We start from the raw sequence: 15,533 nt of genomic DNA, 5'->3' as shown, positions 1-15,533 counted from the left end.
ATGGAGCGGGAAACGAGACTCGAACTCGCGACCCCGACCTTGGCAAGGTCGTGCTCTACCAACTGAGCTATTCCCGCAATGGCGTCCCCTAGGGGACTCGAACCCCTGTTACCGCCGTGAAAGGGCGGTGTCCTAGGCCACTAGACGAAGGGGACACGCTAACTGAAACACATGGTGTGTATTCCAGTGCCCAAAGCCGCATCCGAAGACTTGGTTCTGGCTTCACTCAATCTCGCCCGAAGGCCAGACTGCTTAAAAATGGAGCGGGAAACGAGACTCGAACTCGCGACCCCGACCTTGGCAAGGTCGTGCTCTACCAACTGAGCTATTCCCGCAATGGCGTCCCCTAGGGGACTCGAACCCCTGTTACCGCCGTGAAAGGGCGGTGTCCTAGGCCACTAGACGAAGGGGACACACGTACAACATTCACTACTTATTTGCGTTTCGCTGTGTGCTTTACGCTGTAAGTGGCGCGCATTCTATGGATGGATTGATAAGTCGTCAACCCCATTCTGAAAATTTATCTAAATCAACGACTTCGCCGTTCTTTTACAAGATGTCGCGCCTGGGAACGCGCCATCCCAATGACGCCATGAATAAATAAAGTCCGACCAGTACATCTATGCGCAATAGTGCTTAGCCACTACACTCGGCCCAAATTACTTGAAGAAATAGAGGTTCGCGCGGTGACACCACTCATGATTACACTGATGGTAGTAGCTGGCATCGCACTCCTGATCGCGATTGGCTACCTGAACCACGTGGCCGAGAACGCCAAGCTGGATAAAGCACGGGCGAGAGTTGAACTGAGCGATCGGCTGCGTCGCTGCTCTGAAATAGCAGAGACGTTTCCAGGTCAACTGGTGTCCCCGGCATTAAAGCTATTAATGACGCGCCTGGAACTCAACGTTCTGCAGCGCATGCAGGCGCTGGATAAAGGCAACGACCAGGTCAAAACCCGTATCGGCGAACTCAACGCGCTGATTGCCCAGGGTGATGCAATCGTCGTCACCAATCCGGTAAGCCCGATCCAGACCGAAGCCAAGGCCAAGGACGTGCGCTTTCTGTTAGAAGCACTGCACGGCCAGGTCACGCGCGCGGCACATGACGGTTTCCTGCAAACCAGCGAAGCCAAGCACTGGATTCGCGAGATCCGCAACATTCTGGTCATGCTGCACATTGAGTTCTTCAACAACCTTGGCCAGGCCGCTCTGTCACAGGAACAGCCGGGGCAAGCACGCCTGGCCTTCGAACGCGGCGTGCAGTATCTGCGCAACCAACCCGATCCGGTGACGTATCAGAACGCGCTGGTGGCCATGGAAAAACAACTGGCTCGCGCCAACTCCATGGTCCTGACCAACATTGCGCCAACTGAAGACGACGACAATGCTCTGACCGAAGGCCTGAAGGCCGACGAAGTCGAATCGGAATGGAAGAAAAAGGTTATCTACGACTGATTCAAGGCCACCCATCGCGCAGCAAGAATCCCGTGGGACCGGCTTTAGCCGGGAGGACTCCTTCCCGGCTAAAGCCGGTCCCACGGAATCAGCGCCTCGGCCTATGACCCCATCAGCAATCGGTAGCCCTCAGAAATATCCGCGCCAACTCCTCGATACCTTGCTGATCCTGCTCCGAGAAGCGTCCGACACTCGGGCTGTCCAGATCCAGAACGCCAATCAGCCGCCCTTCCTTGATCAATGGCACCACCAACTCGCTGTTCGACGCACTGTCACAGGCAATGTGCCCGGGAAACTCGTGTACGTCCTGCACGCGCTGGGTTTCCCGGCTCTGGGCCGCTGCGCCGCATACGCCGCGCCCGAACGGAATCCGCACACAGGCGATTTGCCCCTGGAACGGACCCAGTACCAGCTCTTCGTCACGGTTCAGGTAAAAGCCTGCCCAGTTCAAATCTTCCAGCTGGCTATAAAGAAACGCAGAAAACTGCGCGGCGTTGGCGATGAAATCGCGCTCGTCCGCCAGCAGTGATTCCAGCTGCGCCGCCAGCAGACGATAGCCATTCAGGCCGCTGCCGGCGTTTTGTAGATCAATCATGGTTGCTGCTCCAACAGTTTGAGGCCGACCCAATAACGTGCGAACTGATAGGCACACCGGCCATTGCGATTGCCGCGCCCGGTTGCCCAGCGGATCGCCAGCTTGTCCAGCTCCGCGTCGCGCTGCCAGGGCAGACCTGCAGTCAGCGCCAGCTGGGTGATCCAGTGCTCGACGACGTTCAGGTAATGCTCCTGGGTGAACGGGTAGAACGACAGCCACAAACCGAAGCGGTCAGACAAGGCAATCTTGTCTTCCACCGCTTCACTGGGGTGCAGTTCGCCGTCGACATGCTTCCAGTTGGCGTTATCGCTGTCTTTCTCCGGCACCAGATGGCGGCGGTTGGACGTGGCGTACAGCAGCACGTTGTCCGGCGCCTGCTCCAGTGAGCCGTCGAGCACGCTTTTAAGCACCCGGTAATCACTTTCACCCGCCTCGAAGGACAGATCATCACAGAACAGCACGAAACGCTGAGGCAGCTTTTGCAACTGCTCGACAACACGCGGCAAATCCCCAAGGTGATCGCGCTCGATCTCGATCAGGCGCAGACCGGCCTGCGCGTACTCGGCCAGCAGCGCACGAATCAGCGACGATTTGCCGGTGCCGCGCGAACCCCAGAGCAGCGCATGGTTGGCGGGCAGGCCGTCGATGAACTGCCGGGTGTTGCGCCCCAGCTGCTCACGTTGCAGGTCTACCCCGATCAGGTCCGACAGGCGCATGTCGAGGCTGACTTCCAACGGCATCAGATAGCCACTGCGACCTTCACGAACCCAGCGTGCCGCCAGCGACGTGTTCCAGTCGACGACCTCCCGGGGCGCTGGCAACAATGGCTCAAGGCGTGCAAGAACAGCGTCGGCACGCTCAAGAAAAGCATTCAAACGAGAATCCACGTTATCTCCTTAGATTGTTGATAAAGCCAAGGGCTGATCGGCTATGCTTGCCCCGCGATGGACACGAGAATTGCAGTGCCCCCTATGGATATAGCGTTTACTAACCGGCTCTCGTACAAACAGGCTCGACTCACTGTCCTGGTGGGCTTCATCCTGGGAACGTTGCTGAGCCTGTTACAAATTACTCTGGATTATGCCAGCGAAGACGCGTCCATCGATCGTGAAATTCGCTCCTTGCTGGAAATCAGTCACAACCCCGCCTCGCGCATTGCCTACAACATCGACGCCGAACTGGCTCAGGAACTGACTCTGGGTCTGCTGCAATCCCCTGCGGTAGTCAGCGCCAGATTGACCGACAACAACAATATGGTGCTGTCCAGCGTCGAGCGGCCTTTTGCCCAGAGCCCCTATCGGGTGGTCAGCGATTTTCTGTTTGGCGAAAGCCGCCAGTTCGAAGATGCTTTGCATCTGGCCCATCTGCCCAACGAATCCATCGGCACCCTGCGCCTGAATGTGGACACCTTCGCGTTCGGTAGCCATTTCCTCCAGCGCGCCGAAATCACCCTGATTACCGGGTTCGTCCGCAGCCTCGCCCTGGCCGGCATCATGATGCTGCTGTTCTACATGACCCTGACCAAACCGCTGATACGGGTGATTGGCTCGCTGACCAATCGCGAGCCCAACAGCCCGACGCCGAACAAAGTGCTCTGCCCGCCCAAACATGAAAATGACGAGATCGGCGTGCTGGTCCGGGCCGCCAACCGGCAATTTGAAAACGTCGCCAATGAATTCGCCCGCCGCCGCGACGCCGAAGACCGGCTCACCGCGCACCTCAATGAACTGGAAGACATCGTTTCGGCGCGCACCATCGAGCTCAAGGCCAGCAACGCGCGACTGAGCCAGTCCAACGAAGAATTGCAGATTGCCCGCAGCACCGCCCTGGATATGGCTCATGCTCGCTCGGCTTTCCTGGCCAACATGAGCCACGAAATCCGCACCCCGCTCAACGGGCTGCTCGGCATGCTCGCGTTGTCGCTGGACAGCCCGCTGAATGCCGAACAGCGCCAGCAGCTGTCCATCGCCCATGACTCGGGCAAAGTGCTGGTGGAGTTGCTCAACGACATCCTCGACATGTCCAAATTCAATGCCGGGCACCTGGAGATGGAGCGCATCCCGTTCGATCTGGGCGTGCTGGTCGAGGATACCGCCAACCTGCTGTCGCAAAACGCCGCGCCCAGTGTCGAACTGACCTGCCTGATTGATCCGAATTTTCCGGCCATGGTCATGGGCGATCCGACCCGGGTTCGGCAGATCGTCAGCAACCTGCTCTCCAACGCCCTGAAATTCACCCGTTTCGGCCGGGTAGACGTGCGCTTGAGCACTTATCAAGATGCGGACACCCATGAAAACCGGGTGCGCATCGAAGTCTGCGACACCGGCATCGGCATCGCCCAAGAAGCCCAGGCCAGAATATTTCAGCCCTTCACCCAGGCCGAAGCCGCCATTACCCGCCAGTTCGGCGGCACCGGCCTGGGCCTGGCGCTGACGCATAATCTCTGCGAAGCCATGTCCGGCCATTTGAGCATCCATTCCCAGTCAGGCCTGGGCAGCCAATTCTGTGCCGATCTGCCGCTGCCCATTCACCTGCCAGCCATCGCCCCGCCAGCGCTGCGCGGCCGAGTCGTGGTGATCAGTGCTGCTGGAAGCGGGCTGGTGGAATTACTGGGCAACCTGCTCCCCGCCTGGAGCATCGAATACCAGCGCTGGGGTATCGACGACAAGATTATCTGCACAGGTCTGGATGCCGATCCCGAGCTGCTGATCACTGATTGCCCGGAATGCCTGTTCGGCCTGCGGCCGGCGACGCACATCCCTATCCTGCTGGTCACCGCCTATGGCAACTTCATGCCTAGCGAACAGGTCAGCGCTCTGGCGCCCTTGCAGCAACAGGCCCGCCCGCTGGCGCGCAACGCGCTGTATCAGACGCTGCGCCGGGTCATGCACCACGGCGAAACGGTTGCTGACGATCTACTGCGGGCCATCGATTTGAGCGGCAGCCACTCGGCGAGAATCCTGTTGGTGGAGGACAACCCGGTCAACCAGTTGGTGGCCAAGGGTATGTTGAGCAAACTGGGTTGCGAGGTCATCGTCAGCAGCCACGGCGCGGAAGCGCTGCAACAACTGGAACTGCACACATTTGATCTGGTGCTGATGGACTGCAACATGCCGGTCATGGACGGCTACGAAGCGAGCCGCCAGATCCGCCGCAGCGGTCGCTGGCCGCAACTGCCGATCATCGCCCTTACAGCCAACGCCATGCCCGAAGAGCGGGAGCGCTGCCGGGCTGCAGGCATGAGCGATTACCTGGCCAAGCCGTTCCGCCGCGGTGAGCTGGTCAGCCTGCTTGATCAATGGATACCGGCCAATAAAAACGGTTGAGCTACTTGAGCAGCGCTTCGATTTCGCCCGTCAGGTCTTCCGGCTTGGTCAGCGGCGCAAAGCGTTTGACCAGCTTGCCGTCCTTGCCGATCAGGAATTTGGTGAAATTCCATTTGATCCGCTCCGAACCCAGCAAGCCTGGTGCCTGCTTTTTAAGCTGGACGAACAACGGATGAGCGTCGCTGCCGTTGACGTCGATCTTCTTGAACAGCGGAAACGTGACGCCGAAATTCAGTTCACAGAACTCGCTGATTGCTGACTCGTTACCGGGTTCCTGCTTGCCGAACTGATTACACGGAAAGCCCAGAACCACGAGGCCTTGATCCTTATAATCCTGCCATATCTTTTCCAGCCCTTTGTACTGCGGAGTGAAGCCGCATTTACTCGCCGTATTGACCACCAGCACCGCCTTGCCGGCGAAATCGGCCAGGGTCTTCTGCTCGCCTTTGATCGTCGTGCAGGGGATGCTCAGCAGGTTTTCGCTCATGACGGTGGCTCCAGAATAGAAACAGGGTTTGAAGTTAGCGCGCAACTGATTGGCGCGCACTTCAATTCTTGGCCGTGATGAGCGGCTATAACCTGATACAGCCACTCAATCGCGCGGAACCAGATCCAGGCAGACCGAGTTGATGCAGTAACGCAGCCCGGTTGGCGGCGGGCCATCCGGAAACACATGCCCCAGGTGTGCGTCGCATTTGGAGCAGACCACTTCGGTACGAATCATGCCGTGGCTGACATCCCGCACTTCAACCACTGCGCTGCCTTCAAGTGGCGCGTAGAAGCTCGGCCAGCCGCAGCCGGAATCGAACTTGGTCTCGGAATCGAACAGCGCCTCGTTACAGCACACACAATGGTAGACGCCTGCGGTCTTGGTGCTGTTGTACTTGCCGGAAAACGGCCGCTCGGTGCCTTTGAGGCGACAAACGTTGTACTGCTCGGGATCGAGCATCGCTCGCCACTCTTCGAGGGTTTTGTCCAACTTTTCCACGGGTACACCTCCGCAACTGAAAAAGCCTGATCTGTATCTTCTCCACAGATCAGGTGGCACGTATGATTGCGCCTTCGTTAGACGCCAGTCTGTCACCCGCGTTTCAAGCATACAAACCCATTTTTCACGGCGTCACACCCGGCGAACCACGTGATCAGCTAGTCGCGGCTCGTCCATTTTCGGGAACAATCACCATGCAGGTCAGCAAATCGAACAAGCTCGCCAACGTCTGTTATGACATTCGCGGGCCAGTGCTCAAGCACGCCAAACGCCTGGAAGAGGAAGGCCATCGCATCCTCAAGCTGAACATCGGCAACCCTGCGCCATTTGGTTTCGAAGCGCCGGAGGAAATCCTGCAGGACGTCATCCGCAACCTGCCAACTGCGCAAGGCTACAGCGACTCCAAAGGCCTGTTCAGCGCCCGCAAGGCGGTGATGCAGTACTACCAGCAGAAGCAGGTCGAAGGCGTCGGCATCGAAGACATCTACCTCGGCAACGGCGTCTCCGAATTGATCGTGATGTCGATGCAGGCGCTGCTTAACAACGGCGATGAAGTGCTGATCCCGGCCCCCGATTATCCATTGTGGACCGCAGCTGTCAGCCTGGCTGGCGGCAACCCGGTGCATTACCTGTGCGACGAGCAGGCCAACTGGTGGCCGGACCTGGCGGACATCAAGGCCAAGATCACGCCGAACACCAAGGCCATGGTGATCATCAACCCGAATAACCCGACCGGCGCGGTGTATTCCAGGGAAGTCCTGTTGGGCATGCTGGAGCTGGCGCGCCAGCACAAGCTGGTGGTGTTCTCGGACGAGATCTACGACAAGATCCTCTACGACGACGCGGTGCATATCTGCACCGCGTCCCTGGCACCGGATCTGCTGTGCCTGACCTTCAACGGTCTGTCCAAATCCTATCGCGTTGCCGGCTTCCGCTCCGGCTGGGTCGCCATTTCCGGTCCCAAGCACAACGCGCAGAGCTACATCGAAGGCATCGACATTCTGGCCAACATGCGTCTGTGTGCCAACGTGCCGAGCCAGCACGCCATTCAAACGGCCCTTGGCGGCTACCAGAGCATCAATGACCTGGTGCTGCCGCCCGGTCGCCTGCTGGAACAGCGTAACCGCACCTGGGAACTGCTCAACGACATTCCCGGCGTCAGCTGCGTCAAGCCGATGGGCGCGTTGTATGCGTTCCCGCGTATCGACCCGAAAATCTGCCCGATCCACAACGACGAGAAGTTCGTCCTTGACCTCCTGCTGTCGGAAAAACTGCTGGTGGTCCAGGGCACCGCGTTCAACTGGCCATGGCCGGACCACTTCCGTGTGGTAACCCTGCCCCGCGTCGACGAGCTGGACATGGCGATCGGTCGCATCGGCAATTTCCTCAAGACCTATCGCCAGTAACCGCGCCTGCCGCCCCCGTTATTGCGCGCCCGACCGGCCGCAATGCGGCGGGCGGGCAACCTGTCAGCAACGGCCATGAAATTAAATCCCCGCCCGCCGGTGAGCTTGCCATGCCCGCCGCTCTGGGTCGGGAGCCTTGCGACTTGACGCAATTGCGACGCAACCCGACAAAACGACACAGTTTGAAATAGTCGCCGGGTTGAATAGCCGCAAGCATCCCCTTATATACCCCGCAACGTGTTACATATTCTTCACGAGGAGAACTTCCACACCATGATGCGCATTTTGCTGTTTTTGGCCACTAACCTGGCGGTCGTGCTGATAGCCAGCATCACCCTGAGCCTGTTTGGCTTCAACGGGTTCATGGCGGCCAATGGGGTTGATCTGAACCTCAATCAGCTGCTGGTTTTCTGCGCTGTATTCGGTTTCGCCGGCTCGCTGTTCTCGCTGTTCATCTCCAAGTGGATGGCGAAGATGAGCACTGGCACCCAGATCATTACCCAGCCGCGCACCCGGCATGAGCAATGGCTGGTGCAGACCGTCGAACAACTGTCCCGGGACGCTGGCATCAAAATGCCGGAAGTCGGGATCTTCCCAGCCTACGAAGCTAACGCTTTCGCCACGGGCTGGAACAAGAACGACGCACTGGTTGCGGTCAGCCAGGGTTTGCTGGAACGCTTTTCGCCCGATGAAGTGAAAGCGGTGCTGGCCCACGAGATTGGTCACGTCGCCAACGGCGACATGGTTACCCTGGCGCTGGTGCAGGGCGTGGTGAACACCTTTGTGATGTTCTTCGCCCGTATCATCGGCAACTTCGTCGACAAGGTGATTTTCAAGACCGAGAACGGCCAGGGCATCGCGTATTACGTGACCACGATTTTTGCCGAGATCGTCCTGGGCTTTCTGGCCAGCGCCATCGTCATGTGGTTCTCGCGTAAACGCGAATACCGCGCTGACGAAGCCGGTGCACGTCTGGCGGGTACAGCGGCCATGATCGGCGCCTTGCAGCGTCTGCGTTCCGAACAGGGCGTGCCGGTGCAGATGCCCGACAGCCTGACGGCCTTCGGTATCAATGGCGGCCTCAAACACGGCCTTGCTGGCCTGTTCATGAGCCACCCGCCACTGGAAGAACGAATCGAGGCGCTGCGTCGTCGCGGTTGATAGAACCGGTTACAGCTTTGAATGAAGGGCGACGCGAGTCGCCCTTTTTTGTGGGCTGGCGGAAGTCAGCGCCGCGCCAATCGATAAACCCGCTCGTCAAGCCGGCTACCGCCGCGCTGAACGAACTTCCAGCTTTCCCCCAGCACATCGCAGGTCTGCAGGGTTTCCAGCTGCCAGCCGGACGCAAACAGGCGTTGCACCTCTTCATCAGGCACCGAGAATGGCGGGCCTTCGACTTCCGACTGTTCATAATCCAGGGTAATCAGCAGCCCCTTGCAGCTCCCGGGCAAAATCTCGCCAAGATGCTCGACGTATCGCTGCCGCATGGCGGGCGGCAATGCGATCAAGGCTGCGCGATCGTAGAGCGCCTGACAATCCGCCGCATCGGCCGCCGTCAGGGCGAAAAAATCGCCACACCACAATTCCACCGGCCCAGCGCTGTAGACCTTGAACGCGCCTTGCTGACGAATCGCAGGCTGCAATTGATGCTCGCTGAAAAAGTCTGCGATGGCCTTTTCCGACAACTCGATGCCTTTGACGCTGTAGCCTTGCTTCGCCAACCAGCCAAGGTCCAGGCTTTTACCGCAAAGCGGCACCAGCACACCCGCGCCCTGCTCCACCGACAATGGCGGCCAGAAGCGCTCAAGGTATGGATTGGTCTGTTGCTGGTGGAAGCCGATCTGATCATTGGCCCAACGTTGATGCCAAAAGTCAGCCTGCATGAAACCTTCCGAAAATTCGATCAAAGCGCGCTAAAACTTATATTAGATTTAGATCAATGTCTGCTTGAAGATGGGCCATCTTATTGCTCAGGACTCTCGACATGTTCCCCAGCTTATTTATCTCACACGGCTCGCCCATGCTTGCGCTGGAACCCGGCGAAAGCGGCCCGGCCCTTGTTCGGCTGGCCGCCGGGATGCCAAAGCCACGGGCCATCTTGATTGTCTCGGCGCACTGGGAAAGCCAGGATCTGCTGGTCAATGGCAACCCGCAACCGGAAACCTGGCATGACTTCGGCGGCTTCCCGCCAGCATTGTTTGCCGTGCAGTACCCCGCGCCCGGCCTTCCGGAGCTTAGCCTGCAAGTCACCGCCCTGCTCGGCGCCGCCGGCCTGCCTGCACGCATCGACAGCAAACGACCCTTCGATCACGGCGTCTGGGTGCCGCTGTCCTTGATGTATCCGCAGGCAGACATCCCCGTGGTGCAGGTTTCCCTGCCCAGTCGCCAGGGCCCGGCGTTGCAGACTAAAGTTGGCCGAGCGTTGGCCAGCCTGCGTGACGAAGGTGTATTGGTCATAGGCTCCGGCAGCATCACCCACAACCTGCGTGAACTGGACTGGCATGCGGGCCCGGAAAGCGTCGAGCCGTGGGCGAAGGAATTTCGTGACTGGATGATCGACAAGCTGGCCAGCAACGACGAAGTGGCACTGCACGACTACCGCAAGCTGGCGCCGCATGCGGTGCGCAGTCATCCGAGCGATGAGCACCTGCTGCCGCTGTACTTCGCGCGGGGCGCGGGCGGTGAATTCAGCGTGGCGCATCAGGGTTTTACGATGGGGGCTTTGGGGATGGATATTTACAGGTTCGAGTGACGCCTCGAATTCGGCTCCTACAGCGTCGTTGTAACCTGCCAAAATTTCGCAGACACCGCAAAGGCCCCGTTCCCAGCAGGCCGAACGCAGGTGTAGCGCAGCGGGGAACTCGGCATGGATGCCGAGTTAGCCGCACTGGGCCAGGGATGGCCCTTTGCGGCGACCCGCGGAGCAACGCCGGAGTGAGGGAAGTCTGAGCTCCGCGAAGACCCAATGGAGGGGCAAGACCTTTTGGTTACTTTTGGGGCGTTTGCCAAAAGTAACCCGCTGTAAGAGCGGAACCATAATCCCGGCAAACGCCGCTAACGGATATGTACGCAAAACCAAGCCCTTTCGAAAAACGATTCCCCCAAACAAAAAAATCCCCGAACCAGTCGGGGATTTTTTTGTTCAGACGATCAGCTCAAGAGTAGATCAATCTTCGCGATAGCGACGCAGCTTCAACTGCTTGCCTGCAACGCGGGTGTCCTTGAGTTTGGTCAACAGACGCTCAAGGCCATCTTCCGGCAGCTCAACCAGGCTGAAGCTGTCACGCACCTGGATGCGGCCGATAGCTTCACGGGCCAGGCCGCCTTCGTTGAGGATTGCACCCAACAGGTTTTTCGCAGCGATACCATCACGCGCACCCAGCGCGGTACGGCAACGAGCACGGCCTTCGGCCAATGGAACCGGAGCACGACGCTCACGATCACCACTGCGCTCAGGACGATCACCCGAAGTCGAACGATCGCTACGCTCACGCGGTGCGCTGTTTGGCACCAGTGGACGGTCGCGTTCGATGGCAGCCAGGGTCAATGCCTGACCGTTGGTAGCCTTGCGCAGCAGGGCAGCGGCCAGAGCACGCGGGCTGCAACCGATATCGGCGGTCAGGCGATCAAGCAATTCGCCGTGGGTCGATTCAGCGTCAGCAACCAGTGGCGCCAGGCTGTTGGTCAATTTCTTGATGCGGGCATCGAGAACGGCCTGGGCATCCGGAAGGCGAACTTCAGCAACCTTCTGACCGGTTACACGCTCGATCACTTGCAGCATGCGGCGCTCACGTGGAGTCACCAGCAACAATGCACGACCTTCGCGACCGGCACGGCCAGTACGGCCGATACGGTGAACGTAGGATTCTGGATCGTAAGGCATGTCCACGTTGAATACGTGGGTGATACGCGGAACGTCGAGACCACGGGCGGCAACGTCGGTCGCTACAACGATGTCCAGACGGCCATCCTTGAGGGATTCGATAACGCGCTCACGCTGGTTCTGGGCGATGTCGCCGTTCAGTGCAGCAGCCTTGTAGCCTTTGGCTTCAAGGGCGCTTGCCAGGTCCAGGGTCGCTTGCTTGGTGCGCACGAACATGATCAGGGCATCGAAGTCTTCGACTTCCAGCAGGCTCAATACAGCCGAGGTCTTCTGGTCAGCGTGAACCAACAGGTGAGCCTGTTCGATCGCGGTAACGGTCTGGGTCTTGGTCTGGATCTTCACGTGCTTCGGATCGCGCAGATGGCGCTCGGCGATGGCACGGATCGACTGCGGCAAAGTAGCCGAGAACAAAACGGTCTGACGGGTAGCTGGCATGGCCTTGAAGATGACTTCCAGGTCGTCCATGAAGCCCAGCTTGAGCATTTCGTCCGCTTCGTCGAGAACCAGGTGGTTCACGGTCGCCAGGACTTTTTCGTCACGGCGAAGGTGATCACACAGGCGACCCGGAGTAGCGACGACGATCTGTGCGCCGTTACGGATTGCTTTAAGTTGTGGACCCATCGGCGCGCCGCCGTAGACAGCAACAACCGTTACGCCCGGCATTTGCTTGGCGTAGGTTTCGAAAGCGGTGGCTACTTGCAGGGCCAGCTCGCGGGTCGGTGCCAGGATCAGCGCTTGTGGTTCGCGCTTGGCCGGATCGATGCAATGCAGGATAGGCAGTGCGAACGCGGCAGTTTTACCTGTACCGGTCTGCGCCTGACCAATCATGTCGTGACCGGCCATGATGATAGGGATAGATTGCTGTTGAATAGCCGAAGGCTCTTCGTAGCCAGTCGCGATGACGGCTGCAAGAATATTCGGATGAAGTTCAAAAGCGGCGAAGCCGCCGATTTCCTGGGTCATGGGTCTGCCTCTAGTGCATCCGCAAAGACCCATGCTCCAAAGCTGCGCGTGCCGTGTACGACCCTAAAGTCACCCTGGCTGCTTTGTCGGCGGGGATTTGCGAAAACGTTTGATGAATGGATCGCCAAGGATAGTCCGCTGAGCGAACAAGCAGCCGAAGCTGGCTTCGGGGAATTGCAATACCTGGACGAGGCCCCGTTAAAGGCCGGCGCGCACTATACCGGAATTGCGCGAAAAAGTGAGGATTTTTTTCGAGGCAAAACGGTGGAATGTCCAAGTCTCACAGGCTTTTCGCAAATCCACGCTACGGTTTATTTCGCACACAGCCCGGGATTGCTGGGGACGATGCTTAAACGGTTCATCTTTCAGTCAGGGTGGCAGGATCCGATCCCACTCAACGCGCTGGAATCTCCTACACAACTTCCTCAATCAAGGACCGCCTCAGCCATGGCACGGTCATCAGGTCGCCGGACGAATGTTCTTGATCAGTTGCAGCAGCGAATAGCCAAGGCGCGGCGCGAGCGTTTCAGCACGTTCGATCAGCGGCTCGACATCAAGCGTCTGTTCCAGATCGGCCGGTACGAAGAGGATCACGTTGCCTTCCTTGACCGGCAGTTCCCAATAATGCCGGTGATAAAGACCACGCAGCAAGGCGGCGCCCAGGGGCTTGCCATCATCGGCCGCCCACTGATTGATGATCAGCCAGCCGCCCGGATTCAGCCGTTGCTGACAGTTTTCCAGAAACTTCCAGGCCAGATGCCCGACGCCAGGACCGACGTCGGTGTACAGATCGACGAAAATCAGGTCCGCCGACTCGGCCGTTTCCAGCAGTTCCAGCGCATCTCCGATGCGGATGAACAGGCGCGGATCGTCGTCCAGACCCATGAACTCAATCGCCAGGCGTGGCACATCAGGACGCAATTCGATGGCTTCGACATCCTCCAGCGGCAGGAATTTGAGACAGGCCTGAGTCAGGGTTCCAGCCCCCAACCCCAAAAACAGTGCGCTTTCCGGCGCCTCATGACAGAGCGCGCCGATCAGCATGGCGCGGGTGTAGTCGTACTCCAGCCAGCTGGGGTCCGCCGTAAAGGTGCAGCTCTGCTCGATGGCATCGCCGAATTCCAGGAAGCGGTAATCGTCCACTTCCAGCACGCGGATCATGCCGAAGTCGTCGTGTACTTCGGCCAGAATCCGCTCCACCCGCTCCTCAGTCATTGCTACTCCTAACGGCGAGCTCAAGTCCAGACTTGGCCATCGCACTAATTCGATACAGTCGCTCGACCCTGAGCGGGAAAGCGCGGATTGTCGGCCAAGCGGGGGCGCGCGGTCACGCTCTTTATGGCCCTGGGCCAATATCCCATGGAGCCGGGCTGCGCCTCCGATCATCCTGCGCACGCTGGCAGCCCGACAGCGAACTGCTAACATGCTCGTCCGATTGCCCTGACTTAGAGTCCACGATGAGCCAACCCTGGAGTCCCGACAGCTGGCGGGCATTGCCCATTCAGCAGCAACCTCAATACCCCGATGCCACGCATTTGCTGCACGTCGAGCAGACGCTTGCCAGCTATCCGCCGCTGGTATTTGCCGGGGAAGCCCGCGAGTTGCGTCGCCAGTTCTCGGAAGTGACTCAAGGGCGTGCATTCCTGCTGCAGGGCGGCGATTGCGCCGAAAGCTTCGTCGAGTTCTCTGCGGCGAAGATTCGCGACACCTTCAAAGTGCTGCTGCAAATGGCAATCGTCATGACCTTCGCGGCAGGCTGCCCGGTGGTCAAGGTCGGGCGCATGGCTGGCCAGTTCGCCAAGCCGCGTTCAGCCAACGACGAAACCATTGAGGGCGTGACCTTTCCGGCTTATCGCGGCGATATCGTCAACGGCATTGGTTTCGATGAGAAAAGCCGCGTGCCAGACCCGGATCGCCTGTTGCAGGCTTATCACCAGTCCACGGCGACCCTGAATCTGCTACGCGCGTTCGCCCAGGGCGGCTTCGCTGATCTGCATCAGGTGCATAAATGGAACCTGGATTTCATTGCCAACTCGGCGCTGGCGGAAAAGTACAGCCAACTGGCCGACCGCATCGACGAAACCCTGGCGTTCATGCGCGCCTGCGGCATGGACACCTCGCCTCAATTGCGCGAAACCAGCTTCTTCACCGCTCACGAAGCCTTGCTGCTCAACTACGAAGAAGCCTTTGTGCGCCGCGACAGCCTGACCAATGACTTCTACGATTGCTCGGCGCACATGCTGTGGATCGGCGACCGCACCCGGCAACTGGATGGCGCGCACGTGGAGTTTTTGCGTGGGGTGAACAATCCGATTGGGGTCAAGGTCGGCCCCAGCATGAACCCCGACGACCTGATCCGCCTGATCGACATCCTCAATCCGGACAACGATCCTGGCCGCCTGAACCTGATTGCGCGCATGGGCGCCAACAAGGTCGGTGACCACTTGCCGCAACTGATTCGCGCCGTGGAACGTGAAGGCAAGAAAGTGCTGTGGAGTTCCGACCCGATGCACGGCAACACCATCAAGGCCAGCAGCGGCTACAAGACCCGCGACTTCGCGCAGATCCTTGGGGAAGTTAAACAGTTCTTCCAGGTCCACCAGGCTGAAGGCACCTACGCTGGCGGTATTCACATCGAGATGACCGGCCAGAACGTCACCGAATGCATCGGCGGCGCACGCCCGATCACCGAAGACGGCCTTTCGGATCGCTATCACACTCATTGTGATCCGCGAATGAATGCCGATCAGTCATTGGAATTGGCGTTTTTGATTGCCGAGACGCTGAAGCAGGTTAGGCGCTAGCAGCGAAGCTGCAAGCTGAAAGCTGAAAGCTGAAAGCTGAAAGCTGCAAGCTGCAAGCTGCAAGCTGAAAGCTGAAAGCTGCAAGCTGCAAGCTGCAAGATTCTTGGGCTT

At 58.9% G+C, this 15,533-nt stretch carries 13 protein-coding genes and 4 tRNA genes; 6 read left to right on the top strand and 11 right to left on the bottom strand.

Features of this window, described 5'->3' with window-relative positions:
* Position 1 precedes the first annotated feature (1 nt).
* The 4 genes from ACP7E4_RS02590 to ACP7E4_RS02575 form a co-directional block, all read right to left on the bottom strand.
* Positions 2-77, bottom strand: a tRNA-Gly gene (locus ACP7E4_RS02590).
* 2 nt (positions 78-79) lie between these two features.
* Positions 80-155, bottom strand: a tRNA-Glu gene (locus tag ACP7E4_RS02585).
* A gap of 104 nt (positions 156-259) precedes the next feature.
* Positions 260-335 (bottom strand) — tRNA-Gly (locus ACP7E4_RS02580).
* Between the two features lie 2 nt (positions 336-337).
* Positions 338-413, bottom strand: a tRNA-Glu gene (locus ACP7E4_RS02575).
* Positions 414-698: 285 nt separating this feature from the next.
* Here ACP7E4_RS02575 and ACP7E4_RS02570 point away from each other — a divergent pair.
* Positions 699-1,457: a hypothetical protein gene (locus ACP7E4_RS02570; RefSeq protein ID WP_426111373.1), complete on the top strand. Its 759-nt coding sequence runs from the start codon at positions 699-701 to the stop codon at positions 1,455-1,457.
* 112 nt (positions 1,458-1,569) lie between these two features.
* On the opposite strand, the gene ACP7E4_RS02565 is transcribed toward ACP7E4_RS02570, so the two are convergent.
* Positions 1,570-2,052 carry a GAF domain-containing protein gene (locus ACP7E4_RS02565; protein ID WP_426111371.1) on the bottom strand — a complete coding sequence of 161 codons (483 nt, stop codon included), beginning with the start codon at positions 2,050-2,052 and terminating at the stop codon, positions 1,570-1,572.
* Positions 2,049-2,939, bottom strand: coding sequence for an ATP-binding protein (locus tag ACP7E4_RS02560; RefSeq protein WP_426111369.1), 891 nt, complete (start codon positions 2,937-2,939; stop codon positions 2,049-2,051). Before ACP7E4_RS02560 ends, ACP7E4_RS02565 begins: the two co-directional genes overlap by 4 nt.
* Before the next feature lie 84 nt (positions 2,940-3,023).
* Here ACP7E4_RS02560 and ACP7E4_RS02555 point away from each other — a divergent pair, with 84 nt between their 5' ends.
* The gene (locus tag ACP7E4_RS02555; RefSeq protein ID WP_426111367.1) at positions 3,024-5,378 is read left to right on the top strand and encodes a response regulator; all 2,355 of its coding nucleotides are present in this window, start codon (positions 3,024-3,026) and stop codon (positions 5,376-5,378) included.
* A gap of 1 nt (position 5,379) precedes the next feature.
* On the opposite strand, the gene ACP7E4_RS02550 is transcribed toward ACP7E4_RS02555, so the two are convergent.
* Both ACP7E4_RS02550 and msrB read right to left on the bottom strand, forming a co-directional pair.
* Entirely contained in the window at positions 5,380-5,865 is a 486-nt protein-coding gene (locus tag ACP7E4_RS02550) for a glutathione peroxidase (RefSeq protein WP_020290612.1), read from the bottom strand.
* A 105-nt stretch (positions 5,866-5,970) separates the two neighbouring features.
* Positions 5,971-6,366, bottom strand: coding sequence for a peptide-methionine (R)-S-oxide reductase MsrB (msrB, locus tag ACP7E4_RS02545; RefSeq protein WP_426111364.1), 396 nt, complete (start codon positions 6,364-6,366; stop codon positions 5,971-5,973).
* A gap of 194 nt (positions 6,367-6,560) precedes the next feature.
* Between msrB and ACP7E4_RS02540 the strand changes: the two genes are divergently transcribed.
* Both ACP7E4_RS02540 and htpX read left to right on the top strand, forming a co-directional pair.
* Positions 6,561-7,772 (top strand): pyridoxal phosphate-dependent aminotransferase, encoded by a 1,212-nt coding sequence (locus ACP7E4_RS02540; protein WP_426111362.1) that lies wholly within the window; start codon positions 6,561-6,563, stop codon positions 7,770-7,772.
* A 273-nt stretch (positions 7,773-8,045) separates the two neighbouring features.
* Positions 8,046-8,933 (top strand): protease HtpX, encoded by an 888-nt coding sequence (gene htpX, locus ACP7E4_RS02535; RefSeq protein ID WP_020290615.1) that lies wholly within the window; start codon positions 8,046-8,048, stop codon positions 8,931-8,933.
* Positions 8,934-8,998: 65 nt separating this feature from the next.
* On the opposite strand, the gene ACP7E4_RS02530 is transcribed toward htpX, so the two are convergent.
* The gene (locus tag ACP7E4_RS02530) at positions 8,999-9,655 is read right to left on the bottom strand and encodes a thiopurine S-methyltransferase (RefSeq protein WP_426111359.1); all 657 of its coding nucleotides are present in this window, start codon (positions 9,653-9,655) and stop codon (positions 8,999-9,001) included.
* Positions 9,656-9,756: 101 nt separating this feature from the next.
* Between ACP7E4_RS02530 and ACP7E4_RS02525 the strand changes: the two genes are divergently transcribed.
* Positions 9,757-10,524 (top strand): DODA-type extradiol aromatic ring-opening family dioxygenase, encoded by a 768-nt coding sequence (locus ACP7E4_RS02525; RefSeq protein WP_426111357.1) that lies wholly within the window; start codon positions 9,757-9,759, stop codon positions 10,522-10,524.
* 414 nt (positions 10,525-10,938) lie between these two features.
* Here the strand turns inward: ACP7E4_RS02525 and ACP7E4_RS02520 are convergent, their stop codons facing one another.
* On the bottom strand, positions 10,939-12,651 hold the full coding sequence (locus ACP7E4_RS02520) for a DEAD/DEAH box helicase (protein WP_426111355.1): 1,713 nt from the start codon (positions 12,649-12,651) through the stop codon (positions 10,939-10,941).
* Positions 12,652-13,077: 426 nt separating this feature from the next.
* Positions 13,078-13,833, bottom strand: a complete 756-nt coding sequence (locus ACP7E4_RS02515; RefSeq protein ID WP_331151765.1) for a spermidine synthase — start codon at positions 13,831-13,833, stop codon at positions 13,078-13,080.
* Positions 13,834-14,075: 242 nt separating this feature from the next.
* On the opposite strand from ACP7E4_RS02515, the gene ACP7E4_RS02510 reads away from it, so the two are divergent.
* A complete protein-coding gene (locus tag ACP7E4_RS02510) occupies positions 14,076-15,422 on the top strand; it encodes a class II 3-deoxy-7-phosphoheptulonate synthase (protein ID WP_426111352.1) in 1,347 nt (448 codons plus the stop codon).
* Positions 15,423-15,533 lie beyond the last annotated feature (111 nt).

The sequence above is a fragment of the Pseudomonas sp. DSP3-2-3 genome (assembly GCF_049898225.1).
Classification (GTDB): domain Bacteria; phylum Pseudomonadota; class Gammaproteobacteria; order Pseudomonadales; family Pseudomonadaceae; genus Aquipseudomonas.
The sequence above is the reverse complement of the archived record's forward strand: the minus strand, read 5'-3'. Positions and strand labels throughout refer to the sequence as shown.

Excerpts from the sequence above, each read along its gene's own strand:
- htpX (WP_020290615.1), top strand. The coding sequence starts at position 8,046 with ATGATGCGCATTTTGCTGTTTTTGGCCACTAACCTGGCGGTCGTGCTG.
- ACP7E4_RS02520 (WP_426111355.1), bottom strand. The coding sequence starts at position 12,651 with ATGGGTCTTTGCGGATGCACTAGAGGCAGACCCATGACCCAGGAAATC.
- ACP7E4_RS02550 (WP_020290612.1), bottom strand. The coding sequence starts at position 5,865 with ATGAGCGAAAACCTGCTGAGCATCCCCTGCACGACGATCAAAGGCGAG.
- ACP7E4_RS02530 (WP_426111359.1), bottom strand. The coding sequence starts at position 9,655 with ATGCAGGCTGACTTTTGGCATCAACGTTGGGCCAATGATCAGATCGGC.
- ACP7E4_RS02525 (WP_426111357.1), top strand. The coding sequence starts at position 9,757 with ATGTTCCCCAGCTTATTTATCTCACACGGCTCGCCCATGCTTGCGCTG.
- ACP7E4_RS02565 (WP_426111371.1), bottom strand. The coding sequence starts at position 2,052 with ATGATTGATCTACAAAACGCCGGCAGCGGCCTGAATGGCTATCGTCTG.
- ACP7E4_RS02555 (WP_426111367.1), top strand. The coding sequence starts at position 3,024 with ATGGATATAGCGTTTACTAACCGGCTCTCGTACAAACAGGCTCGACTC.
- ACP7E4_RS02540 (WP_426111362.1), top strand. The coding sequence starts at position 6,561 with ATGCAGGTCAGCAAATCGAACAAGCTCGCCAACGTCTGTTATGACATT.
- ACP7E4_RS02510 (WP_426111352.1), top strand. The coding sequence starts at position 14,076 with ATGAGCCAACCCTGGAGTCCCGACAGCTGGCGGGCATTGCCCATTCAG.
- ACP7E4_RS02515 (WP_331151765.1), bottom strand. The coding sequence starts at position 13,833 with ATGACTGAGGAGCGGGTGGAGCGGATTCTGGCCGAAGTACACGACGAC.
- ACP7E4_RS02570 (WP_426111373.1), top strand. The coding sequence starts at position 699 with ATGATTACACTGATGGTAGTAGCTGGCATCGCACTCCTGATCGCGATT.